We start from the raw sequence: 22905 nt of genomic DNA on the forward strand, positions 1-22905 counted from the left end.
GATTTAGGTATTATGGAACATGTCGCAAGGAGGTCGTAACCCCTCCCCTCCCCTGTCCCGCCTCTGGAAGGAGAAGCCGTGCGCACAGAAGACCTCGCCGAACTCGGCACCGACGAACTCCACGCCCAGCTCATCGACGCCGTACGCCACCTGACTCCGCAGCATCCCGTCCGGGTGCTGTGGGACCGGCTGGACGAGGTGCTGAAGGCGGGCGGAGCCGAGTGCCTGCCGGGCCCCTGGGACTTCGACGACCCCCACGTGCGCTCGTTCCTCGACCTGTCGACCGAGCACCTTCCGCCCGCCCTCCGCGACAGGCTCGGCAACTACGCCTCTGCCATCCGGACCGAGTACGGCTGGTGGATGTACGCGCCCGAGTCGGCAGCCATGGACCCGGAGCTGCACGACTGGCCCGCCGAGCTGCTCGCGATCGTCGGCCACGCCCGCTCCCGCGGCTGCGCGTACGTCCTGTTCGACTCCGACGCCGCCCCCAGCGACGACCTGCCCGTGTTCGACGAGCCGTCCGGGGTCGGGACACCGTGACCGTTCCCGACCTCGCCGCGTACGACGCCGTGCTCGTGGCGAGCAGCGGCGGCAAGGACTCCCAGGCGATGCTCGACTACATCGACGAGCTCGCCATCCAGGCCGGCATCCGCGACCGCGTCACGGTCGTGCACAACGACCTCGGCGCGGTCGAGTGGCCGGGCACCGTGGAGCTCGCCCGCGAACAGGCCGAGCACTACGGGTTCCGCTTCGAGCTGTGCCACCGCGAGCAGGGCCTGCTGCTGGACCAGATCCGTGCACGCAAGCAGGGCCTGCTGCGCCGGGCCGACGAGGCCGAGGCACGGGGCGATCTGGTCTTGGCCGCCAAGCTGCGGGCGACACCGGCGTGGCCGTCTGCGGCCGCGCGGTACTGCACGTCCGACCAGAAGCGCGGCCCGACACTGAAGCTGGTCACCAGGCTGGTCCGGGAGTTGGGGATCGAGTGGCACGGCAGCCCGCCGCGCCCCGTCAGGCAGGCCAGAGTCCTGTACTGCCTGGGTATCCGGGCCGAGGAGTCCACCGGGCGGGCCCGCAAGGCGGAGCTCACCGTGGACCGCTCGGCCACCACCGGCGTCCGCGAGGTGACCCAGTGGCATCCGATTCTGCACTGGAGCGAGCGCCAGGTATGGGAGCGCATTTGGGCCTCCGGGGTGCGCTACCACTGGGCGTACGACGCGGGGATGCGGCGGCTGTCCTGCTCGTTCTGCGTCCTCGCCTCCCGCGAGGACCTGGTCTGCGCGGCACGGCTGCGCCCCGAACTCGCCGCCGAGTACGTGGCCCTGGAGCAGGAACTGGGCCACACCTTCACCGCCGATCTGTCCATGGCGGACATCGTCGCGGCCGCCAACGCCACCGGCCCGGCCGCCACACCATCCACCGCACCGACCTACGACCTGATGGGGGCCCGATGAGCCGCGAGAACTTCCCGTTCCTGCCCTTCACGCGGGATGTGTCGGACTCGCTGGAGGTTGCCCTTCCCTCCCGGCCGACACCGATCCGCGTGCAGAGCCCCGGCATGCCGCCGCGTGACGTCACGCTCCATCCCGACGGAACGCTCACGGCCGTGCTCGGCGGGCGGATGCACCGGAACCTGCTCACCTTCGCCGAGATGCGAGAGCAGGACTGGCGCGATGCCCATATCGAGCTGGCTCCGGCCCCCTCGCCCGAGGATCCCGCCCCGGCGGCCACGCGCGCAGAACCCGTACAGGACGCGCTGCTGTGAACAGCACGACCTGCCCCCTTCACCGACAAGGAGCATTCCGTGAACGACCGCCCGCTTCTCCTCCTGGACGTCGACGGCCCACTCAATCCCTACGACGCCAAGCCCACCCGCCGCCCCGACGGCTACACCACCCACCGGCTGGCCCCTGAGGGGATCAACCCCCGGCGGCCGCTGCGTGTCTGGCTCAACCCCGACCACGGCAGGCAGCTGCTGGCCCTGCCGTTCGATCTCGTCTGGTGCACCACGTGGGCTCACGAGGCGAACACGATGATCGGCCCCCGCATAGGACTGCCCGAACTCCCGGTCATCGACTGGCCCGAGAACATCCGTGAGACCACCCCTCCCGGAATGTTCTGGAAGACCAGGCGCGTCGTCGAGTGGGCCGCAGGACGGCCGTTCGCGTGGGTCGACGACGACATCGGGGCCCCCGACCGCGCGTACGTTGCCCAACACCACCCGGCGCCGGGGCTCCTGCACCACGTGAGCCCGAAGGCCGGGCTGCTCGGAACGGACTTCCAGGCGCTGACCGCGTGGGCCGCGGAGCTGGCGTCACAACCGCCCTCCTGCGCCCGCTGCCACGTCCCGTTCGACACCGCCGACACCGGATGGAACGGCCGCGCTCGGTACGCCGACACGCCGTGGTGCCGCAGCTGCATCGCCCGGTGCCACGAAGCGACGGACGCCTTCCACCGGTGCCCCATCTGCGCCTGAGCGCCGCCTAGCCGACGCGATGCGGTGCTCGCACTCCGCCACGCCAACCCGTTCAGGTGCCGCCCCTTCCCGGGGCGGCACCCGCCGACCTGAAGGAGACCCGTTGTCCTCCCGCTCCGGCCGCGACTACTTCCAGTTCCTGGCCTTCACCTGGGACATCACCTCTGCCCTGGAGGCCGCCGAGCCCCTCCCGGTGCAGCCGCTGCCCACCGAGCCGTTCTTCTCGTTCCTGCCGCTGATCCGCGTGGACCGAGAGCACGCCGCGCACACCGACCTGACCGCGCCCGTCCTGGTCGCCACCGTCGCGGAACTCGACAACACCACGATGCTCATCGACGGCTGGCACCGGCTGCACCGCGCCCTGCAGGAGGGCCTCACCCACCTTCCGTGCCGCCACCTCACCGCCGAGCAAGAGCTCCAAGTGCGCCTGCGCGGCGGCTCCAAGAAGCCGCACCGACGCCGCTCCCCCGCCCCCCGGCTCTGAACGCCCCGTCCCTGCAAGGAGTTTTTGTGTCCCGCCACCCCTCCGCCGGCTCCCTCATGCGGATCACCTTCACCGGCACCGTGCAGTACAGCTACCAGCCCGGCCTCATCACCCTCGCCGACGGCACCGACATCTCGTTCGACCCCAACGTCCACACGGCCCATGTTCTGGCCGAGGGCTGGAGTGTCGGCGACGTCGCCGACACCGAGCACGGCCGCCTGACCCGCAGCGTCGACGAGCAGGGCTACGAGCACTGGCGCGGCCCCAAGGGCGAGGTCTTCCACGACGACCAGGTCCGCCCCGACCGCGTCGTGCTCGTCAGCACACCCCGCCGCCCGCGGCCGAGCACCGCCCCACTTCCGGGCCTGTGGCTTCGCTTCGCCGACCGCGGCCGCGCGCTGCTCGGCGCCCTGCGCTCCGGACGCCGCACCGGCTGACGTCCCGCCCTCCCACCATCAAGGAGTCGTGTCGTGTCTGCCCATGAACAGCTGCCGCTCGACCTGCCGGTCAGCCAGCGCTGGCGCCACCGCCAGCACACCTGGAGGCCGGTGCACGAGGGCGGATTCGACCGGACCCGCTACGGCGTGCGCCTGATGGAGGGCCGCGAGGCCCGCGCGGCCAAGGAGTTCACGCTCACGCACCACTACAGCGCCTCCTGGCCCGCGGTCCGCTTCGCCTTCGGGCTCTTCGACCTCCAGGCGCGCACCGACCGGCTCGTCGGCGTGCTGGCCCTGGGCGTACCGATGAGCGTGCGCGTCCTGACGCGAGTCTTTCCCGACCTTGTCCCTTATCAGGCGAGTCTGGAGCTGTCCCGTCTGGTCCTGCTCGACGAAGTGGCCTCGAACGGGGAGACGTTCCTTGCCGGGAAGGCCTTCCGGCTGGCCGCCGAACGCGGCGTCCGCGGCATCGTCGCGCACAGCGACCCGCAGCCCCGTGTCCGCGTCACCGACAACGGCCCGCAAACCGTCCTGCCTGGACACACAGGCTGCGTGTACCAGGCCAAGGGCATGCACTACCTGGGCCGTACGACACCGCGCACGCTGGTGATGCTCCCGGACGCGTCGATCCTCACCGCGCGGGCTCTGTCGAAGGTCCGCAGCGACGAGCGCGGCCATGCCGGGGTCGAGCGTCGGCTGCAGGCGCTGGGTGCCCGGCCCCGGGGGCGGGGCGAGCCGGGAGGTTCCTGGCTCGCCGAGGTCCTGGACGTCATCGGTGCGCGGCGCGTCGCGCTCCGGGGCAATCACCGCTACGCCGTCGCGCTCGGGCGCCGCGGCCGCGTGCACGGCACGTCGCTGCCCTATCCGAAGCAGCACGAGGGCGGCTCGGCCGTCGTCTGAACTGCCCCGGATCCGCTCTTCTACTTCCCATACTGCTTGTGTTGCCGAGAGGAATCGCCATGAACATCGACACCGTCACCGACGCCATGCTCCAGCGGGTCGCGCACGCCAACCGCACCGAGGACACCGACGTGGTGCAGGCCCTTCTGGAGGCAGGTCACACCGCTTGGTGCGAAGGCCTCGCCGAGATGAAGATGCGCGTCACCGATGAGTGCGAGGGCGCCGACGACACCGCCCTCCGTGCGCGGTGCAGGGACAACGACCTGGAGCTCGAGGCGGACCTGACCCGCACCCAGGTCATCTCCGAGCTGGGGTTCGCCGAGTGGGAGAGCTCGCCGGCCGCGCTGGCGTACAGCGAGCTGGTGGACCGCGCGTCGCGGCTCGGGGTCACTCTGGTCGACGAGGTCTTCGAGTAGTCTCGCCGGCGAGCTGGACACACACCCACCCCCTTTGGCATTATCGAACTTGTCGCACCCGATCCGGGGGCGATCCACTCGACGATGCTGAAGGGGGTTTGCGATGTCCGAGACCAAGCGCTTGGTGACCAACGCGCAGATCGCGGAAGAGTTCAATACCAGCAAGTCCCGCATCAGCGAGTGGAGCAAGGAGCCCTCGAGCGGCTTCCCTCCGGTGCACCACACCGAAGGACGCACGCAGTACCGCGAGTACGACGCGGTGGCCGCCTTCTTCGCTGCACGGGCCAAGCCTCAGCGCACGCTGCCGGCCTCAGTCCTCGAGGCCGACCAGGACGAGCTCCTCGGCCTGCGGCAGGTCGCGGAGGTGCTCGACGTGAAGCCGACGACGATCACCGCCTACCGGCGTGACCGTCCCGGCTACTTCCCCGAGCCCGACGTCGAGGACGGCGACGGCCCCCAGTGGCGCCGCGGCACCATCGTCGCCTGGACGCAGAGCCGCCCGGGCAAGGGCCGCCGGACGAGCAAGCCCGCGGCACCGCTGCCGGAGATCGACGTCGACGGAGACCCGGACGAACTGCTCGGCTCCGAGTACGCCGCAGCTTTCCTCGGCTACTCGAGCAAGGCGAGCTTCTCGAGCGCCCTGTCCCAGGGCCGCATCCCAGAGCTTCCCGAGCCCAAGGTGCGCGGCGGCCTCGGCGGCCGCGGCGGCCGCAAGCAGTGGCGCCGCGCCACGCTCATCGCGGCGGCCCGCGAGCGCGGGACTCTGCCGAGCGCCGGCGACGAGGACCTGGCGGAGGCGGCGGAGGCTGCGCAGATGCTGGGCTACAAGGACACCGACAGCTTCCTGTCCGCCGTGGCCCACGGCCAGCTGCCCGAACTCACCGAGCACGACGCAGTGGGGGCACGCCGCGGGAGCGCCGGCGCTCCCCGGCCACGGCGTTGGAGACGCGCTCGCCTTGAGGCTGTAGCCGAGCGTCGGCGCGCCGAGTCCTCCACCACGGAGGACTAACCTTGAGACGTGGCAGACGGGATAAGGGGTCGACGAACGCCCCGGCGGCCCGAATGCCACCACGACGGCCGGTCGTGAGGGACTAACCACCCCTCCCCCAGGAACCCCGGTTCCTGGGGCCGGCCGTCGCTCTTTTCCGCCCCACAGCACGCCCCCGATCCGCCCCGGACGACCCCGCAATCCGCTGGTAGTGAGCGGGGCTGTGCGGGAGCAGTGTCGTGCGGGAAGCTGCTTGGGTGCTGCTTTACAACATCCCGGCCCTCATCAATGAATTCGACCTCCGCGAAGCCGGACGAGGTGACGTCACCGGACGGCTCGCGTCACTGACAGGTGAGGAGCTTCTCCTCGACTGCCTGATCCCGGCCTTGGCCGATGCCGGCCCCCTCGAGCTGCTGCCCGGCAGGCCCCGCCGCGACGATGCGGCATTCACCGCGGCGTGCGAGAGGCGGCCCACGTTCCGAGATCTGGATGCCTGGCTGGCGCTCGGCGATCAGAGGCTTGTCGCGGTGGAGTGCAAGCAGTTGACCGCAGCGTCGTTCAAGGGCGAGACCGTTCCCGAGGATGCTGATGCACTCGCCGACTTCGCGCGGAGGCAGTGGCGCTGGCTCTCCGATCCCGGGGGCTGGGACAAGTGGGACTCCTACACCAAGGTTGCTTTGCCGCTGCTTCCACCGGCGGGCAGGACTCCGGCCGACGTCCAGCAGGCTCGGCGGATTCTGGCGGTGTGGCGGCCGGTGTCGCAGGACGGCATCTCCGCCTTCTCGACCCTGAACACGACGACGCTGCAGGACGGCCGTTGGGTCGATGTGGCCGTCGAGGTCTTCTCCGCGTCGCTCTACCTCCGGGGCCTCCTTGCCGCCGGTGTGACCACCCTGGCCCCCTCTTCTCCTCGCTCAGAGCTGCTGTACGAATCGGTGCTCGCCCTCTTCCACCACGGGCCAACCCCAGAGATATAGGCCCCCACCTGGAAACCATGCCTTTCGGGGTGAGGGCCTCGGTGCGACGGCATCGTCAAGCGTGTCGCGGGACCGTTGTCCTGGTCGGCCCCGCGTCGCTTGGTGTGGTGGCGTGGTCAGGAGAGGTGCTTGGCCAGGAAGTCGGCGTTCGCCTCCAGGTCGTGTCCGAGCCGGACGGTGTGGTGCGGGAGTTCGGCCAGGTGCGCGGCGACAGCCTGTCGGGCGTGGTCGTTGCCGCTGCCGGTGGGGGCGAGGCCGAGGATGTCGGGGTAGCGGTCCTCGGTCGCGCCGTGCATGAAGTCCCCCTCCCCCAGCATGCGGTGCTCTCCGGTGGCGGAGGGGGCTGCGGTGGGGTCGATCTGCGGGAACAGGACCGTGGCGGCGCGGCCCTCGGTGGCGAGGTCGAGGCCGAACCAGGTGGCGAACTGGTCGGGGAACACCTGTACCTTCCGCTCCCGGCGCCCGTCCGGCTCCCACAGTGGTGTGCGCTTGTTGTCGACCAGGGCCTGGGTCACGTCGGGGTGCTGGGTGGGGTGGAGGGCTTCTCCCGCTTGGATGCGGGAGCGGGCGAGGTCGAACCAGCCGAGGGCGTCGAGGAGGCCGAGGCCGATCGCGGCGGCGGAGGGCCAGGGCAGGACGTCCAGGTGCCCGGCGGGGTTGGGGCGAACGAAGATGCGGTCATTGGCGAGGAGCGACCAACCGCGGCTGGCGAGCGCGAGGGCGGTGGTGGTCTTGCCGGCGCCCTTGGAGCCGAAGGTGAGAACGGTCTGCCCGTCGCGGACGGCGGCGGAGGCGTGCAGGAGGGTCCATCCGTCGGCGAGGAGGAGGCCGCGCAGAGCGTCGCGGGCGATGCGGGCGGACGCCAGGGCGACCTGTTCGGGGTCGGTGCCGTGGACGGTGAGGCGGCCGGCGGCAGTGTGGTGCTGGTAGGCGAGTTGGGTAGTGGGGCTGACGGCGGTGATCGTGCCGGTGTCGTCGTGGGCGACGAGTGTCTCGGCACGCGCGTAGGCCGTCTTGTCGTGCGGGAGCTCCGCGGTCAGGGTGCTGAGCTTGGCGTACGTGTCCGGGTCGACGTCCGCGAACAGCAGGAGGGGGCTGGCGGCCGCGGTGACGGCGGGGACTTCGAAGGCCTTCCACCAGGAGCCGAAGTAGCGGCGGTTGTAGTCACCGACGTCGGCGTTGTTGGTGACGAGGGTCAGGTTACGGTCCGCGGCGTGCAGCCGGATCGCGGTGGTATCGGTGTTCACTGGCTTCCTTCGCTGGTGATGAGGCTCGGCGCGTTGGCGCCGAGGTGGGCGGTGAGGTTGTGGTGGGCCGCGCGGAGTTTGTGGTGCGCGGCGTCGAGCTGCCGCTGCTCGGCGTGGTTGAGGGCGGGCAGATGGACGGTCGGCCGGCCGCGTGTGAAGTGCAGAGGCAGGCCGAGGTGTACGCCCTTGTAGGGGGTGGAGAGTTCCTCGATACCGTCCTCGAGTGCGAGGACTTTCCGCAGGGCCGACAGGACTGCGCCGGCGGGGCCGGATCGCGTGCGGCCGATGCCGGAGTTGATGCGAGAGGCCCGGGAGCGCAGTTCGTCGCGCGCCTGCTGCAGGGGCAGCGGCACGCTCTGCCCGTTCACGATGGTGGTGGAGGCGCAGATGACGGCTCCGTCGCCGTGCTCGCCGATGACGTGTCCGCGGATGGCGGTGGCGGGGACGGCGAAGTGGCGGGCGAGGAGGCTGCGGTAGCGGGCGCTGTCGAGGTTGGAGCCGATCCCGTAGACGTTCGGGATGCCGGACGTCTCGGCGAACAGGCGGGTCATGACGTCAACGGGGTTGGTGACCATGAGCACGGTGCCGGTGTAGCCGCGCAGTTGGTGGGCGAGGCGGACGATGACGGGTGCGTTCGCGGTGGCGCCGGCCATCCGGATGTCGCTGCGGGCGGTGTTGGTGAACGCGGCGCGGGCGGCGATGACGACCGCTCGGCAGGAGTGCAGCCCTATGGGGGCTGTGGCCTGCGCGTAGGTCGGGGAGGCGGTGGCTTCGCGCAGGTCGTCGATGTCGGCGACGAGGGCGCGGGCCTGGGTGTCGGTGCGTGAGGTGATCAGCAGTCGGTCGCTCAGGCCTGCCGTGCACAGGGCGGCGGCGACGGTCTGGCCGACGGCTCCGGCGCCGATGAGGCCGATCGCGTTGACCGGGGCGTTGGTCATGCGGTCGCTCCCCGGACGGTGCTCAGCGCGGTGTCCCATGCGGTGGCCGCGTCGTGCTGGTGGATGACGACCGTGGTGAGCCGGTCCAGGAGGCGGCAGACGGCGAGCGGTTGTGCGGCCAGGGCGCCGGTGCGTTCGTTCAGAGGGAGATCGGGCGGCGCGGCCAGGATGGTGGACAGCAGGTTGGCGGTGTCCATCAGCCAGAAGGTGAGGACCTCGCGCTGCCAGGTGCGTGCGGCCTTGCCCGGCATCGCGGTGATGCGGCGGCGGGCGAAGTCGTCGAGGCTGTCCAGGAGGCGCTCAGCCGCGCTCGGCGCGGGGTGAGCGATGAGCAGGCGCATCACGATCCGGCTGATCAGCTTGGCGATGTCGCCGGTGGCGCGGCCGCGGCTCAGGCCCGGGTCGATGAAGTGGGGGCGCTCGGCGGCGGCGCCGTGAGGGAAGATCACGTGCTCGGGCTTGAGGTCGCCGTACAGCAGGACCTGGTGGGTGGGTTGCAGGGCCCGCAGGCGTGCGTGCCGCAGCCGGGCCACCCCGGCCCGTAAGTGGGCGACGGCTTCGGCTCCGGCCTCAGGTGGGCAGCGGTCGGCGCCCATGCTGTCCAGATAGGTCTGGCCGCTGATGCCGTTGAACTTCCGGGCGAAGGTGGCGGCGATGCTGCGCTCACCGATCGCCCCGGCCGGGCCGAGCCATGGCGCCGTGCGTGCCCGGTACAGGGGGCGCAGCTCAGCGAGCGTGCGCTCCAGCAGAGAGACGGTGGTCTGCGGTGCGCGCAGCAGGAGGTCGCCCAGGGTGTCTCCGGGAACGGGGTTGGTGAACAGGACGCCGTGGGCGAGGCCGGCGGGCGTGCTTACTCGGGGGCCGTCGAGCTCGTCCAGGAGCTGGAGTTGGGCGTGCTCGCGGGCCATGAGGGCGTCCGGGCGCTGGATGTAGGCCGCCTGTTTGCTGCGGACTTCCGGCCAAGTTCCGCCGACACCGCGCAGGAGGGAGACCAGGGACATGCCGAGGAAGTCGTACTTGGCGTACAGGGGTTGGTCGTCGACGGTCAGGTGGGTGACGTAGCCGGTGATGCTCGCGACGTGGGCGCCGAGGTCGATGCGGCTGTGCGGCCACAGGTGTGCGGCCGCGTGGTGTATCTGCGTACGGGCGAAGCCGAAGACCTGGTCGGCGCGCGGGGGCGGGAAGGGGCGTTCGGGGGTGTTGACGGTGAGGGTGCTCACCAGGGCCTCCTTGAAGGGCGGGGTTACCGCTGCTCAGCCGCCTCGGGGGCGGGCCGGGTATGTGCGGCGAGGGCGCCTGCCACGGATGCGGGTTGGGTCCACCGCTGGCTGCAGGCAGGCAGGTTGTGGGGGTCTCGGTCGGCAAGGCGGAGGAAGACCACGGGTGTGACGGTGATGCGCAGCTGTATCCCGGGGAATCGCCCGGGTTTGAGGAGGAGCTCGATCGGGCGCTGCTCGCGCAGCTGTGCGCGGGCGCGGCCCTGGCCGCTGTAGAGCCAGAGGTCGACGGGCTCTGCCTCGGCTTCTGTGAGGAGCGACTGCAGCATCCGGACCAGGACGCGGGTCCAGCGCAGCGCCTGGTTGGCGGTGGGGACATCGATGGCTCCGACGAGGACGTCCTCGTCCGAAGTGGAGGTGTTGAGCCTGCATTCGGCCCAGTACCCGGGCTGGGACAGGAGTGCGTCGGTCATGACGCCTCCCCGGCACGCGGCTGGATCCTCAGCTCGTACAGAGTCTCGGGGTCGGCGATCTCCAGCGTGACCGTGTGCAGGGCACAAATGCGGGTCAGGAGATCGTCTTGCAGCGCCGGTGCGAGGAGATAGGCCTGGAGTTGTCGGCGGGGCTCGGTGTCGAGCTGCTCAGCGATGTGGAAACCGCGGACGATAAGCCAGGTGAGGGCGTCTATGGCGGTCGTGGTGCGGCAGCAGGCCAGTTCCACGGCCGACCGCCCGTGCAGGTGTGCGGTGTTGATGCACTCGTAGTCGTCGTGAGCGCAGTGCGGCGCTGACGCCTTGGTGGTGATGGTGGTGGGTGGGGCGAGGGTGAGCGTCACGACTGCCCCCTGGTGCCCAGGGTGGTCGTCGCGGGGGCCGCCTGTTCGGACGGCGCTAACTGGATGTCCGCCCAGACGGTCTTGCCGAGCACTTCCGGTGAGCTGCCCCAGTTCGCTGCTAAGCCGTCGACGAGCATCAGCCCGCGGCCTCCTTCGGCGTCCAGGTCCTCTTCGGGGCTGCGCAGGTCGGGCAGGTTGGGATCGGCGTCACGCACCTCGACCCGGATGAGCGTCTCCAGCAGGCGCAACGTCATCCCGAATTCGCGGCCCTGTGCGGTGCCGGCATGCCGTACCGCGTTGGAGGCGAGTTCGTCGGCGACGGCCACCACGTCGTGGAGCGTGGTGTCGTCGACTCCCCAGTCGCGCAGCACCTTTGTGACGTGGCGCCGGACGGCTCTTACCTGGGCGGGATACGAGGCGTAGCGGGATCGGTCCTTCGTGGTTTCGGCCATGTCGCGTCCTTGAGAGGGGCCGCGCCGCCGAGCGCGCAGCGCAAGGTGATCAACTCCGCACACAGAGTTGCCGGGTCCCCCACTATCCCGCTCCCCTACCTCAAGGTGCAAGTCCCTACTGTGACTTGGATACAACTTGCTTGTCGCGCAGAGTCGGGAGCGGCAAACTGACACCAGTCGAATGGGGAGGACACACGCTGTGCCAGTGAATCGGAACCCCACCGTTCGCCAGCGCCGCCTCGGGCGCATGCTCAAGGACCTTCGCAACGAAGCGGGCAAGACCCTGGCCCAGGCCGCGGGTGAACTGCAGTGCGCCGAGTCCAAGATGTCCCGGATCGAGGCGGCCCAGTCCGGAGTGCGCCCACTCGACCTGAGGGTTCTCCTGGACTTCTACGGCGTCACAGACGAGGCGCTCCGGGCCCGCCTTCAGGAACTCGCGCGCTACGGCCGCGAGCGCGGGTGGTGGTCACAGCACGAGGACGCGCTCACACCGCTGTACGCCGACTACATCGCTCTGGAGTGGGACGCCTCGGACCTGTACGTCGTCGAGACGTCGCTCATCCCGGGCCTTCTACAGACGCCCGACTACACGGAGGCGGTGATCCGCCTCCACAACCCGCACAAGGCCGACGACTTCGACTACGTGCAGGAGCAGGTCAAGGTCCGCGGCCAGCGCCGGCAGGTCTTCGCCCGCAGCGCCCCGCTCCGGCTGTGGGCAATCATCGCCGAGTCCGCGCTCCGCCACCGTGTAGGCGGCCGCGACGTCATGCAGCAGCAGTTGCAGTCCCTGCTCACCCAGGCGCAAGAGACCAACATCCAGATTCAGGTCCTTCCGACGAGCGCCCCCATCAACGCGGCCCTCTACGGCCCCTTCGGGATCCTCGCCTTCCCTGAGCCCGCGGAGACGGACGTCGTCTACGCGGACAGCCTCATGAGCACCGTCTACTACGAGCAGCCGGACCAGGTGGAGTTCTTCACCACCTTGTTCCGCCACCTCAACTCGGAAGCCCTTCCGGTTGAGGAGTCCATGGCGCGCATCCGCGCCGCAATACAGGAAGAGGACTAGCAAGTGACCGCGCACCCGCGCTTCGATCCCGCCACGGCCGTCTGGTTCAAGGCCAGCTACTCCAGCGGAGACCAGAACTGCCTGGAGTCCGCTCTCGTACCGGGCGTTGTCCCGGTACGAGACAGCAAACTCGCCGAAGAGAGCCCCGTGGTTCTCTTCTCCCCTACGAGCTGGAGCTCCTTCATCACGGAACTCAAGTCGGGCAACTGACACCCCCTGAACGCGGCGGCCTCTCCTCAACCACACTGAGGAGAGGCCGCCGCGCTGTGATTACCCCACACCATCCAGCGGGAACCCGCAGGACGGCGGAGGCACATACGCAGACCAACGTCAACCGCGCCGGAAGCCTCGGTCGGGGTCGCGGGCCTGGTCGGGCCGGAAGGGTTCGAACCAATCCGTGGGAGCCAGGTTGGCCAGGCCGAGAGCCTGGTTGACCGCGTTGCCGCTGTCCTCGATCCCGTCCAGGGAGGCGTCGAACAGCATCAGCACGTCGTGGTCCTCGAAAAGCACGTCCGAGCACCAGTCCCAGTCGAAGTCACGGCGGTCCTCGTCAATGCCCTTCACAGCTTGCGCCACCAGCCGCGGCCGGTTCCGGGTAAGAGATGCCGCTCGGGCGATGCCCAGATGCAGGGCCATCTCCTCGCCCGTGCACCGCGGAGTGGCCGTTTTCGTGCCGGCGATCTCGGTGGCGAGGTCATCGAAGCAGCGGGCCATCTGCCGCCGCCACTGGCGGTCTTGCTGGAAGGTCAGCGGCGGCAGCATCCCCAGCACACGGCCTTGACCACGCCGAAGCGGCGCATCGCCCACATCGTCCACGTCCTGCCAGGCGCCTTCGGAGAGCTCCTCGAGCGCCATCCTTAGCACCGCGGCGGTACGTGCCGTGAGCTCCTCGCCCTCCTCCGTGTCCTCACCCCAGCCGTCGGCTTCATCACCCTCGTCCTCCTCATCCCATTCCGGTGAGCCGCCATGGCGGGCGAGGTGGTGGAGGCGGCTGCGTACGCGCTGCGCAGCCTCATCCGGAGCGGCCAGCGCCTTGTCGATGATCTGCAACTCGTCGGAGAAGGGTTGGGCGCTCAGGAGCGTGCCGGCCTCGGCGAGCAGGGCGGCCCCCACGTCGTGGCAGGCCTTCTCGCCGGGCAGCACCACAGCGAAGTAGTTGTCCGTCAGCCTGTCGATGACGGCGGACACTACTGCGGCAGCGATCAGCGGATCGGCATAGGGCTCATCGAGACGCAGCTGGTCCACGACCAGGACGTCGCCTGGCATCTCGATGAACTCCACGAACCCGTACGTGAACTGCCCCTGCTCGTCCAGGAGCTGGGAAGCGACCACAGCCGCGAAGGACTGCTCGTCGGCCATCCGCTCGCGCAGGTTGTCGGACTTCCAGTACATTCCGCGCGTGGCCGTCAGGCTGCCCACCAGAGTGCCGGCGGCGGTGATGCGCACGTCCCATACCTGGACCCCCTGCGCGGCTGGGTCAAGCAGTTGGTGGGTGTGGTGGATGTCGAGCGTCAGCGAGGCGAGGTCCGCCTTCCCTGCCGTCGGGTCTGGTCGGCTGCTCAACGTGCTCCCTCGGCGGGTGTCCTCGGCCGTCCCTACTGGCGGCTCCGGCCAGCGTAGCGGCCGGACAGCGGCCACCAGTTGGCTTCTGGAGAACGCGCGCCGCACCCCGCACGGAGCCGTCCCGGACGAGGTCGCCCTTGTGCCTCTCCCGGTGCAAGCCTGGTGAGCGGCGGGTGGCCTGTCTTCCGCGTGCCTGCGTCGGCAGGGCGCGCCCAGCGGCTAGGGGGCAGTCCGGGCGATCATGTGACCGCTCCGTGCCTGCCGCAACCACCGCAGCTCTACTCATCTGGCGTCGGGCTGAGTCCCGACCTCACAACGCGATCGGCCGGTACGCCAGGGCCTGATCGACGACCTCATCAGCCGAGAGTTCCCGCTCCGGCGGCCAGAAGATCAGGTCGCTGACATAACCGGTCGGGCATGCCAGGGCTCTGTCAAGCCTGTCCAGCCAGCCGTCCGCCTCGTCGTCTGAGGCGTAATCCGCTTCCATGATCCGCTTCACGAGCGCGACCGCCTCCGCGCGAGTCATCTCCACAGCCCCCACTACGTCCTGAGCCTATTCGTGCGGGTTCAGCGGCATGATGCCCGTGCTCGCGTACAGGTGTGGCTGCAGGGAGAGCACGGTGAGCGGAGTGCCTGCGAGTCCGGCTTCCCACGCAATCGCCGCTGGGTGGGCGGCGGCGATTTCTGTGCGCGGCCAGGACGCTGCCTGCACGGCGTGGTTGGTGGTGAAGGGCTGGTGCTCGACGTGGTGGAGCCGGGCGGCGTGGGTCCCGGCCCCGGTCCGGGCGATTTCAGCGGCCCACACGCTTGCGGCGGGTACGACGATCCGCCCGCGCTGGTGGCTGGCCTCGACGAACAGGCCGGTGAAGAATTCGTCGGCGTCGTACAGCGCGATCAACGCCGTGTGGTCCAGGACCGCGGTCTCGGTGTGGTCACTCACGCGGCACGGCCGCCGCTGCTCTCGGACTTTCGGTGAGCCCGCACCTTCTCCCAGGCCGAAGCGCCTGCCGCTTTGACCTTCGGGGTGTACTCGACTCCGAGTTCGCGGGCCGCTTCTCGGGCACGTTGCTCGCGCTCGGCCTCGGTCAGCTCGCCCACTGCGAGTTCCTCGAGCAGGGCGGTCACCGTCATGTGTCGCTCGTCCGCCAGGGCCTTGAGACGGTCCCGAACGGCTTCCGTGGTCTTGATACTGGTCCGCTTCGACTCGTCCATACCCCAAGTCTACCGCCGGTAGACAGGACGGGGGGCTCGGTCGACGCAGCACTCAGCCGGCCGCTGCTCCCAGCGCGACTCCCACCAGTGCCCCCGTGAGCAGTGACGGCCCGATGGCCAGCGCGGTCCTCGCCGTGGCCTTCCTGCGGATGAGGAGCGTCATCCCGTGGGCGGCAGCGATCAGGTAGCCGGCGAAGACGCCGAGTATGAGCACACGCCATCCGTACCAGCCGAGCACGGCGCCAATGCCGAGGGCGAGCTTGACGTCGCCGAAGCCCATCGACCGTGGGCTGATGACGAACAGGACGAGGAACAGGCCGCCCAGTGTGGCGGCGGCGAGGAGGGCGGTCGTCCAGGAGCCGGCTGCGTCGGGAGCGAGGCTCGCGGGCCCGAGGAGGGCCAGCGCGGCGGCGGCGAGCGGGAGGGTGAGGACGTCGGGCAGTCGGTGCACGCGGGCGTCGACGAGGGCGAGCAGAAGGGCGAGCGGTGCGAGCAGGAGCCAGACGAGGAGCTCGGGGCGGGGTCCGGTCACGGCGGCGAGGAGTCCGCACACGGCGGCGCTGGCGGTGGTGACGGCCGTCGTTGCGCGGCGGCTGACACAGGCGTGGGCGGTCTGCGGGCAGCGAGGCCCGGCGAGCCAGCCGCGGGGGCCGGTGCGGAGGGGGTGGCCGTCAGGGCAGCTGGCGTGCCAGGGCGTGCCGGTCGGGACGGAGAGCCGGTACAGGGCGGGCAGCATCAGCCATCCTGCGGCCGCCCCCCATCCGATCGCTGCGAGCGATGTCCACATGCAGGCCTCCCCCGGCTGGTGATGATCGGCCCATTGTCGACCAGCCGCGCGGCGGGGCCTGCTAGTGGTCGGACTGGCAGCGGGGGCAGAGGTCTCCGGGCGCCGAGACGGGGCGGCCGCACAGGCCGTCCTGGCCGGGGCACTCGGGCTTGGGCGGCACCGCGACGTCGAGGTCCGGGTGCGGTGCGGGCGTGGCCGGTTCCACGGGGGCGGGCTGGTTCCAGGCGCTGCGGGCGTGCTCGGCGGCGACGGCCACGCGCTTGAGGTGCTGGAGGCGGGCGGCGACGAGGGCGGCCAGCGAGTGCGTGCGTTCCTGCGGCGGCGGATAGGGGCGACCGACGAGGGCCTCGCGGATGTGCTCGCGGCTGACACCGGCCTCGAGGAGCTTGCCCACGAGCGGCGCCTGGTCGGCGAGCGTGCTGCCGGTGGCCAGGGCGCTGTGGAGTTCGGGGTGGTGCCGGGCGATCGACAGCAGCACCGACTCTCCCCGTGCCGAGACCTCCTGGCTTTGCCCTCCGTCCCTGCCGTGCCGGGGCGCCTGCCCGGATGGAGGGAGGGGGTTGGGGTTCTGCCTCTTGGTCTTCTTGCGGTTGGTCTTCTTATGCGGCGGCTCGGCCTGCGCAGGGGCAGCCTGCGCAGGGAAATCCGACTTAGGTTCTGACCAGGCATTTTGGTCGGGCTCGGCCTGGGGCGGGTTTCCCGGTTCAGGTTCCGACCTGCGCGAACGCGTGCCTGCCGTTCCAGCGGCTGGAGCCAGGCCGGTGTCCCACGGGGCCTGCGCGATGATCTCTGCTCCCTGCGGCATGTCGGTCAGGTAGTAGCGGGTCTCCCCCAGCCGGCCTCGCGCGTCCCGCTCGCGCTCGCGATGCAGGTAGCCGTGCGTCTCCAGTTCATGCAGGGCGCTCGTCAGCGCGTCCTTACCCTCGGGGCCGTTCTTGACGAGCATGGCCAGCGAGATGCCGTAGCCGTCGCGGTGGCTGAGGAGCTCCACGAGCAGCCCGCGGGCTCGGCGCGACAGACGTTGGTCGCGGACCGCCTGGTTGAAAACGGTGGTGTAGTGGGCTCCGAGCACATCGACGGCCATGGGGCCGCGCTCGATCAGCCCTCCGAATCCCTGGCGCGCTGGGCTCACGGTCACTCCGTCCATCGATCTTGGGTCATGTCGGAGTTGACCCGCCCGCCTGTACCGAAAGCCGTACCGGTGCGCAGGGGCAGCGATCACGGTTCCATCACGTTCGGTGACGGTCCGGAGGCGTGTGCAGCGGTACGCAGGCGGGGGCGCGCACCGGCGGCGCGGTGGTACGCGGGCGCCGCGGTGTTCTGCGCGATTGGGTGCGCAGCGGCGGGCCGCCGGTCGTGCGGCGGCGGGTTGGGGGATGGAATCCGGTTCCGTGTCGGCTCGCGTTCCGGTGCGCAGCGCCGGGCGGGCGGTGGGTGCGCAGTGCGGTTGTGTAGTCGTCTGCGGCGTCCTGGCGCGGCAACTGCGCGGCAGGCGGGCGGGGGCGGAGTGCAGCGACGGCACGGGGCGGGTGGCGGCTCGGCGTGGCTGCCCGTGGGAGGAGCTGAGGGGTGGCGGGCGCGGTCCGGCGGGATCGCTGAGTGGAGGCCGGTACGCCCTGCGGACGCTGGGCCTGCGCAGTCGTTGCTGGGGCGTACCGGTGCGCGTACCGCCCTGGTCAGAGGCGTCTGATCGGCCTGGCGCGGGTGAGGTGAGCGCGGGACGCGAGGTGTGCCGGTACGCCCTGATTCCTCGACCGGTACGCCCTCTCGTCGTCGCGTGTCCGGGCCCCGTACCGGCCCCGTGGGACGGGGCGGGGGTGGGGGTGCGGCCGCTGCGCACTGAGCGGGCCGGCGGGTGCTGCGCAGGTTGGCCGGCGTGTGCGGCGGGCTGTGCAGCGGCACGGCGGCGGGACTGCGCAGGATCGCCGCGGCCGGACCAGTGCGCAGCTGTCCGCTGCCGCTCTGCGGCCGCCGTGTGGTTGCGCGTTCGGCCCGGTGCGCAGCGCGGGCGCGTCCGGGTGCGCAGTGCCTGCCGGGGGTGGCGTCACCGGGGATTCGCGAGCGGCCGAGAGGTAAGGCCGGGCGCGGGGCCGGTGGAGGTCGGTCACAGGGTGTGAAGGGGGCGGCGGCGGTCAGCGGGCCGGTCTGCCGGGTGAGTTCCGCCGGGTGGGCGGTGTACCGGTGGCCGTACCGGCGCATCGTGACCACACCGCAACCGCAGGTCCCAGCTATCGGTACGCGGTTCGGTACGCCCTGCTGGGTTTGGTCATGGCATCAACCGTTTCCCCTCCCTCTTCAGGAGTTCGCTGATGCCAGCACCCGTAACCGAGGCGCCACCGGCGGCGGCCGGCCTCGAGCTTGAACGTACGCGCCGCAGTGTCCGCCTCGGGCGGGCCGGGGTGTGGCTGTGCCTGCTGGCCGGTCCCGCCGCGCTGTGTGTGGCGCTGACCCGGCCGTCGGCGACGGTCGTCACGCAGTCCCCCTCCCCCGACGCGGCGGCGCGGCCCGCGGCGAGCGCGAGCTCGGCTGACCCGTCGGGGTACGCCGCCGAGTTCGTGGATGCCTGGCTGCGCTCCAGCGACGCCGAGCCGGACAGCGCGGCCGCGGCGCGGGCGCGCCGGTTCGCCCCGTCGGTGGCACTGCCGCAGCCGGCGGACCAGGCGAAGGCGCCGCAGTCGGTGGCGGCGGTGCGCAGTGTGCAGCGCGGCGGCGGGCAGTGGTCGGTGACGGTGGCCGCCCGGTACACGGACCAGGTGCGCTATCTGTCGGTGCCGGTGACGGCATCGGGCTCGGGGGATGCGGTGACGGTGACCGGGGCGCCCGCGATCGTGGCGGCGCCCGCCGCGGCGAAGACGCGCCCGTCCGACTACACGGTCGAGGTGCCGGACGGGCCGCTCACCGACACGGTCGGCGACTTCCTGACCGCCTACTTGTCCGGCAGCGGGGAGGTGGACCGCTACCTCGCGCCGAAGACCTCGCTCGCCGCGGTGTCCCCGGAGGCGGCCGACGAGGTCGACGTCGAGACGGTCACCGCCCGCGAGGACCGTGCCTCTGCCGAGCAGGTGCCGGGCGACGGCACCCTGGTCCACGTCGAGGCCGGCGCGAGCGTGCACACCCGCCAGGGCGTTCTTCCGCTGACCTACGAACTCACCCTCGCCGCGCGCGGCGGCCGCTGGGAGATCGCGGCGCTCACCTCCGGCGGAGGTGAGGCGAAGTGAACACCTCTCAGATGGTGCTCGCCGGTGCGCTCTCCGATCTCGGCGACAGCTGGATCGGGATGCTGGGCAGCTGGTCGGACGGCCTGTTCAAGGTCCTCCTCGTGCTCCTGGTCGTGTACGTGATGGCCACCCGGTTCAGCCTGAAGGCCGGGGTCGGGGCGCTGCTGCTGATGGTGCTCGCTCTGGGCATCTACGACTCCCGCACGGACCTCTCCGACAAGGTCGAGGACGAGGTGAAGAACCCGGCCAAGTCGTCCGCCGAGCTGCACGTGCCCTACCGGGGCGGCGATCTGCCGCCGAGGCCGTCGAGCAAGGCGGGTGAGGGGACGTGAGCGCGGCGAGCGAGCCGGTGCGCGCCGCCCGCTTCTACACCTCGGCGCGCCGCCTGCCGTGGGTGATCGGCAAGTTCGCCGACTGGCGGATCCCGTTCGGCCCGTACAACGCCGCGCAGATCGGGGTCATGTCGCTGGGCGGGCTGCTGCTGGTGAAGACGTCGTCGTGGTGGTGGTCGCTGCTGGGGCCGGTGCCGGTCATCGCGTGGGCCGTGCTGATCTTCGTGTGCCGTCGGCACAAGGTGGCCGGCCGCACCCCCGTGGGGGCGGTGCTCGGCGTGCTGGCGCGGATCGCGCAGCCGGCCGGGGGCCGGATGGCGGGCCGCGCGGCACGGGATCGCCGGTCGGAGGCGTTCACGGGCCGCTTCACCCTGCAGGGCCTGACCGCCCCTCCCACCCCCGCACCTGCCCCGGCCCGAGCCCCGGGCCCAGCCCCGGCATCGGCCTCCGCGCCGGGTGGGACGGCTACGGCCGCGAGGCGCCGCCGACCGCCCCGTGCCGCGACGCCCCCAGTTGCTTCCGCTGTACGTCGGCCGCTGTCTCCGGTCCAGGCCGCTCTCCTTACCGCGAAGGATTCCTGATGCGTGTTCCCATCCGTCACATTGCCGGTCATCTGCTGTGGTCGAGCGAGGGTCACACGTGGGCCGTCTACCGGCTGCACCCGGATGCCGACGAGCCCGGGCACAGCACCGATGCCGTCACCGGCGCGTACCTTCCGGCCGCCGTGCGGGAGGAACAGCTGCAGCGCATCACGACGTTGGTGCGCTCCCTGTCCGGTGAACCGCGGCTGTTCGGGGTGTGTGCGCAGGTCGATGCGTCCGAGGTGGCGTGGCGGATGCTGGAGGGCCTGCACGACCAGGACGGCGAGCTCGTGGAGGGCGCCGAGCCGTGGGTGGAGCACGTCGAGGCCGCGCTCGATCTGCTGGACGGGCAGGAGATGCACCGGCGGACCCTGTGGCTGGCGGTGCCGCTGTCGACCGAGACGCGCGGCGGGCGCGGGAGCGCCGTGCGGGGCCTGCACGGCGGTGCGCTGGGTGAACTGGCCGACGTCCTCGGCCTGAAGCCGGCCCCGGTCTCGGACACCGACGTGTCCCGGGCCCGGGAGAAGGCGGCCCAGATCGAGGCGCAGATGGCGGGCGCGATCCCGTTCCGTGCGGCCCGCCCGGCAGAGCTCGTGTGGCTGGTGCAGCACGCGCTGCACCGCGGGCTGCGTGAGCCGCTGCTGAGCGAGGCCTCCTCGAGCGAGTTGTACGCGAGCCGGGTGCGCGGCGGGCAGCTGGTCTCGCCGAGCTACGCCGACCTCGGGCAGGTCCGCCTGGAGGAGGGCGGCACCCCGCCCGGCGGCAAGAGCAAGAAGCCGTCGGCCGGTTGGCGGTCGCTGCTGGCGCCGCGCACCGGGGCCGGGGCGTTGACGGCGCGGCAGTGGTGGAAGGAGGCGACGTCGCCGCTCCAGCGCCGCTGGCTTCAGGTCGAGACCCCGGACGGCACCGGCTACCAGGCGCACCTGGTGCTCGCCGAAGCGCCGCCCGCCGTGTCCACGCAGGCCGCCGACCTGTTCGCGCAGCTGGAGGCGTTGGACTTTCCCGTCGACTTCACCGTCAGCCTGAACCTGGTGGCGGCCTCCGATGCCCGCAGCAAGATCCAGCGCAAGCGCACCGAACTATCCGATCAGGTCGACCAGTACGACGCACAGCCCACCGGGCTGCCGTCATCGATCCCCGAGGCGGCCCGCGACCTGCGCGAGATGGACTCCCGGCTGGCGCGCACCTCCGCCGAGGTAGAGGTGCAGTCGGTGACCGTGCTGAGCGTGTGGGGGCCGACCAGCGAGCTGTGCGATGCGCGGGCCCGCGCGCTCGAGAAGCTTTTGGCGGGCGTCGACTACCGGGTGCTGCGGCCCGTCGGGCTGCAGCAGGAGCTGTTCGGCCTCGGACTGCCCGGCAGTGTCCGCCCGTACGCGCTGCGGGAGTTCACGCAGCATCAGGTCGCCGAGGACTGGGCGATGTCGGGGGCGTTCACCCGCAGCGAGGTCGGCGACCCGACCGGGATACTGCTCGGCTCGGACCTGGACTCCGGCACCACCCGCCCCGTGATGATCAACGTGGCGGATGCGCCGAAGCGGGATGCCTCCGCCTCGCTGGCCGTGGTCGGGGATCTCGGCGGCGGCAAGAGCGTGCTGCAGAAGTCGGTGCAGTCCGCGGTCGTGGACCGCGGGGCGCGGGCCATCTGCATCGACCGCACCCCGGTGCGGGAATGGGCGCACTTCGCGACCGGCTCCGCGCCGGGCCGCTGCCAGGTCATCGACGCCGCGCAGGCCGAACTGTCCATCGACCCGCTGCGCCTGTTCCCAGGGCCGCAGGGACGCCAGTACGCGCTCAACTACCTGACCCTGCAGCTGGGCATCGGTGCGATGAGCATCCAGGGCGAGGTCCTGCACCGGGCGGTCGAGCAGGCCGCCGACCTGCCGGACGCCTCCATGGCGAAGGTGATCGAGCTGCTGGGGCAGACCGCGACGGCGGGCAGCGGGAAGCGTGCGGACGCCGCGGAGTCGGTGGCGGGCATGCTCCGGCTGGTCACCTCCAACCCGCTGTCCGCGATGGTGTTCGACCCCACGCTGCCGGTGGCCCGCCTGGACGGCTCGTCGACCGCCGACCTGATCGTGATCACGACGGCGGGGCTGACGCTGCCGCCGCGGGCCGCGTTCGAGAACCCGGAGATCCTGCACCAGCAGCCGCTGGAGGCGCTGATCGGGCGGGCGGTGCTGTATCTGATCGCGGCGATGGCCCGCCAGGCCGCGTTCGCCGACCCATCGAAGTTCTGCGCGGTGGTCACCGACGAGCTGTACTGGCTGACCAGTTCCGCCGAGGGCACCGCGCTGGTCCACGAGATCCTGCACGACGGCCGCAAGCACAACGCGGGCCTGTTCGCCGGCTCCCACGACGAGCGGGAGCTCGGGCCCGACCGCGGCCTGTTCGCGTACAAGGCCCTCGCCCGCACCGCCGACCGTGACCGCGCCCGCCGCGGGTTGGGCTTCATCGGTCTGGACGGCGGCGACGAGGACCTGGTGCGGATGGTCACCACGAACCTCTCCCCCGTCGGGGTCGCCGAGCGGGCCGGTGAACTCCTGCTGACCTGCCCGCGGCAGAACACCGGCCGCGTCAAGGTCCACATCCCCACCGTGCCCCGCATCGCCGACCACATCCGCACCACCCCGGGCGGGAGCGGCGAGGCCGCCGGGCCCCGCGCGAAGACCGCCGCATGACGCCCGCTGCGCAAAAGCCCGCCGGATGCGCAGTCGCCTGCGCGGGAGGCTGCGCACCGGGGTGCGCAGTGCTGCGCAGTCAGCGTCCGGGCAGGTCAGCGGAC

The 22905-nt window shown here is 71.2% G+C and carries 27 protein-coding genes and 1 pseudogene; 16 read left to right on the top strand and 12 right to left on the bottom strand.

Going from position 1 to position 22905, the window contains the following annotated elements; translation table 11 throughout:
* Window positions 1–78: 78 nt before the first annotated feature.
* The 10 genes and pseudogenes from ACTWJ8_RS39910 (at window position 79) to ACTWJ8_RS39955 (ending at window position 6675) form a co-directional block, all read left to right on the top strand.
* Window positions 79–540: a DUF5983 family protein gene (locus ACTWJ8_RS39910; protein ID WP_443265241.1), complete on the top strand. Its 462-nt coding sequence runs from the start codon at window positions 79–81 to the stop codon at window positions 538–540.
* Window positions 537–1451: a phosphoadenosine phosphosulfate reductase domain-containing protein gene (locus ACTWJ8_RS39915; protein ID WP_443265243.1), complete on the top strand. Its 915-nt coding sequence runs from the start codon at window positions 537–539 to the stop codon at window positions 1449–1451. Before ACTWJ8_RS39910 ends, ACTWJ8_RS39915 begins: the two co-directional genes overlap by 4 nt.
* Complete coding sequence (locus tag ACTWJ8_RS39920; protein WP_443265245.1) at window positions 1448–1762, top strand: hypothetical protein; 315 nt, start codon at window positions 1448–1450, stop codon at window positions 1760–1762. The genes ACTWJ8_RS39915 and ACTWJ8_RS39920 overlap by 4 nt, the downstream gene beginning before the upstream one ends.
* A 39-nt stretch (window positions 1763–1801) precedes the next feature.
* Window positions 1802–2308: pseudogene (locus tag ACTWJ8_RS39925) on the top strand (hypothetical protein); the annotation flags it as partial.
* 268 nt (window positions 2309–2576) lie between these two features.
* On the top strand, window positions 2577–2957 hold the full coding sequence (locus ACTWJ8_RS39930; RefSeq protein ID WP_443265246.1) for a hypothetical protein: 381 nt from the start codon (window positions 2577–2579) through the stop codon (window positions 2955–2957).
* Window positions 2958–2983: 26 nt separating this feature from the next.
* Window positions 2984–3394 carry a hypothetical protein gene (locus ACTWJ8_RS39935; protein ID WP_443265248.1) on the top strand — a complete coding sequence of 137 codons (411 nt, stop codon included), beginning with the start codon at window positions 2984–2986 and terminating at the stop codon, window positions 3392–3394.
* A gap of 33 nt (window positions 3395–3427) precedes the next feature.
* Window positions 3428–4294, top strand: a complete 867-nt coding sequence (locus ACTWJ8_RS39940; protein WP_443265250.1) for a Mom family adenine methylcarbamoylation protein — start codon at window positions 3428–3430, stop codon at window positions 4292–4294.
* Window positions 4295–4353: 59 nt separating this feature from the next.
* Window positions 4354–4710: a hypothetical protein gene (locus ACTWJ8_RS39945; protein WP_443265252.1), complete on the top strand. Its 357-nt coding sequence runs from the start codon at window positions 4354–4356 to the stop codon at window positions 4708–4710.
* Between the two features lie 103 nt (window positions 4711–4813).
* A complete protein-coding gene (locus ACTWJ8_RS39950; protein WP_443265254.1) occupies window positions 4814–5719 on the top strand; it encodes a helix-turn-helix transcriptional regulator in 906 nt (301 codons plus the stop codon).
* Between the two features lie 218 nt (window positions 5720–5937).
* On the top strand, window positions 5938–6675 hold the full coding sequence (locus tag ACTWJ8_RS39955; protein ID WP_443265256.1) for a hypothetical protein: 738 nt from the start codon (window positions 5938–5940) through the stop codon (window positions 6673–6675).
* A gap of 116 nt (window positions 6676–6791) precedes the next feature.
* Here ACTWJ8_RS39955 and ACTWJ8_RS39960 read toward each other — a convergent pair whose 3' ends face one another.
* Genes ACTWJ8_RS39960 through ACTWJ8_RS39985 form a run of 6 tightly spaced genes read right to left on the bottom strand, consistent with a single transcriptional unit; the run spans window position 6792 to window position 11364 of the window.
* A complete protein-coding gene (locus tag ACTWJ8_RS39960) occupies window positions 6792–7922 on the bottom strand; it encodes a hypothetical protein (protein WP_443265257.1) in 1131 nt (376 codons plus the stop codon).
* Window positions 7919–8860 carry a lactate/malate family dehydrogenase gene (locus ACTWJ8_RS39965; protein ID WP_443265259.1) on the bottom strand — a complete coding sequence of 314 codons (942 nt, stop codon included), beginning with the start codon at window positions 8858–8860 and terminating at the stop codon, window positions 7919–7921. The genes ACTWJ8_RS39960 and ACTWJ8_RS39965 overlap by 4 nt, the downstream gene beginning before the upstream one ends.
* Window positions 8857–10080 carry a phosphotransferase gene (locus ACTWJ8_RS39970; protein WP_443265261.1) on the bottom strand — a complete coding sequence of 408 codons (1224 nt, stop codon included), beginning with the start codon at window positions 10078–10080 and terminating at the stop codon, window positions 8857–8859. Before ACTWJ8_RS39970 ends, ACTWJ8_RS39965 begins: the two co-directional genes overlap by 4 nt.
* 23 nt (window positions 10081–10103) lie before the next feature.
* On the bottom strand, window positions 10104–10550 hold the full coding sequence (locus ACTWJ8_RS39975) for a hypothetical protein (RefSeq protein WP_443265263.1): 447 nt from the start codon (window positions 10548–10550) through the stop codon (window positions 10104–10106).
* On the bottom strand, window positions 10547–10912 hold the full coding sequence (locus tag ACTWJ8_RS39980) for a hypothetical protein (RefSeq protein ID WP_443265265.1): 366 nt from the start codon (window positions 10910–10912) through the stop codon (window positions 10547–10549). The genes ACTWJ8_RS39975 and ACTWJ8_RS39980 overlap by 4 nt, the downstream gene beginning before the upstream one ends.
* The gene (locus ACTWJ8_RS39985; protein ID WP_443265267.1) at window positions 10909–11364 is read right to left on the bottom strand and encodes an ATP-binding protein; all 456 of its coding nucleotides are present in this window, start codon (window positions 11362–11364) and stop codon (window positions 10909–10911) included. Before ACTWJ8_RS39985 ends, ACTWJ8_RS39980 begins: the two co-directional genes overlap by 4 nt.
* Window positions 11365–11611: 247 nt before the next feature.
* Between ACTWJ8_RS39985 and ACTWJ8_RS39990 the strand changes: the two genes are divergently transcribed.
* Complete coding sequence (locus ACTWJ8_RS39990; protein ID WP_443265269.1) at window positions 11612–12430, top strand: helix-turn-helix domain-containing protein; 819 nt, start codon at window positions 11612–11614, stop codon at window positions 12428–12430.
* 3 nt (window positions 12431–12433) lie between these two features.
* Window positions 12434–12640 carry a DUF397 domain-containing protein gene (locus ACTWJ8_RS39995; RefSeq protein WP_443265271.1) on the top strand — a complete coding sequence of 69 codons (207 nt, stop codon included), beginning with the start codon at window positions 12434–12436 and terminating at the stop codon, window positions 12638–12640.
* Window positions 12641–12760: 120 nt separating this feature from the next.
* On the opposite strand, the gene ACTWJ8_RS40000 is transcribed toward ACTWJ8_RS39995, so the two are convergent.
* The 6 genes from ACTWJ8_RS40000 to ACTWJ8_RS40025 all read right to left on the bottom strand — a co-directional run bounded on the left by ACTWJ8_RS40000 (window position 12761) and on the right by ACTWJ8_RS40025 (window position 17124).
* Window positions 12761–13993 (bottom strand): hypothetical protein, encoded by a 1233-nt coding sequence (locus ACTWJ8_RS40000; RefSeq protein ID WP_443265272.1) that lies wholly within the window; start codon window positions 13991–13993, stop codon window positions 12761–12763.
* A gap of 310 nt (window positions 13994–14303) precedes the next feature.
* Window positions 14304–14519, bottom strand: coding sequence for a bacteriocin immunity protein (locus tag ACTWJ8_RS40005; protein ID WP_443265274.1), 216 nt, complete (start codon window positions 14517–14519; stop codon window positions 14304–14306).
* Between the two features lie 27 nt (window positions 14520–14546).
* Window positions 14547–14933 (bottom strand): PIN domain-containing protein, encoded by a 387-nt coding sequence (locus tag ACTWJ8_RS40010; RefSeq protein ID WP_443265275.1) that lies wholly within the window; start codon window positions 14931–14933, stop codon window positions 14547–14549.
* On the bottom strand, window positions 14930–15205 hold the full coding sequence (locus ACTWJ8_RS40015; protein ID WP_443265277.1) for a hypothetical protein: 276 nt from the start codon (window positions 15203–15205) through the stop codon (window positions 14930–14932). The genes ACTWJ8_RS40010 and ACTWJ8_RS40015 overlap by 4 nt, the downstream gene beginning before the upstream one ends.
* A gap of 52 nt (window positions 15206–15257) precedes the next feature.
* Window positions 15258–15992, bottom strand: a complete 735-nt coding sequence (locus tag ACTWJ8_RS40020) for a prepilin peptidase (RefSeq protein WP_443265279.1) — start codon at window positions 15990–15992, stop codon at window positions 15258–15260.
* Window positions 15993–16053: 61 nt separating this feature from the next.
* On the bottom strand, window positions 16054–17124 hold the full coding sequence (locus tag ACTWJ8_RS40025; RefSeq protein ID WP_443265280.1) for a hypothetical protein: 1071 nt from the start codon (window positions 17122–17124) through the stop codon (window positions 16054–16056).
* A gap of 1177 nt (window positions 17125–18301) precedes the next feature.
* Between ACTWJ8_RS40025 and ACTWJ8_RS40030 the strand changes: the two genes are divergently transcribed.
* From ACTWJ8_RS40030 to ACTWJ8_RS40045, 4 genes are read left to right on the top strand one after another with little or no spacing between them, the layout of a single operon-like run.
* Window positions 18302–19210 carry a conjugal transfer protein gene (locus ACTWJ8_RS40030; protein WP_443265282.1) on the top strand — a complete coding sequence of 303 codons (909 nt, stop codon included), beginning with the start codon at window positions 18302–18304 and terminating at the stop codon, window positions 19208–19210.
* Window positions 19207–19542, top strand: coding sequence for a hypothetical protein (locus ACTWJ8_RS40035; protein WP_443265284.1), 336 nt, complete (start codon window positions 19207–19209; stop codon window positions 19540–19542). The genes ACTWJ8_RS40030 and ACTWJ8_RS40035 overlap by 4 nt, the downstream gene beginning before the upstream one ends.
* Window positions 19539–20123, top strand: a complete 585-nt coding sequence (locus ACTWJ8_RS40040) for a hypothetical protein (protein WP_443265286.1) — start codon at window positions 19539–19541, stop codon at window positions 20121–20123. The genes ACTWJ8_RS40035 and ACTWJ8_RS40040 overlap by 4 nt, the downstream gene beginning before the upstream one ends.
* Complete coding sequence (locus ACTWJ8_RS40045; RefSeq protein ID WP_443265288.1) at window positions 20123–22801, top strand: ATP-binding protein; 2679 nt, start codon at window positions 20123–20125, stop codon at window positions 22799–22801. The genes ACTWJ8_RS40040 and ACTWJ8_RS40045 overlap by 1 nt, the downstream gene beginning before the upstream one ends.
* Window positions 22802–22905 lie beyond the last annotated feature (104 nt).

It is taken from the genome of Streptomyces sp. SDT5-1, from assembly GCF_052245995.1.
Classification (GTDB): Bacteria; Actinomycetota; Actinomycetes; order Streptomycetales; family Streptomycetaceae; genus Streptomyces.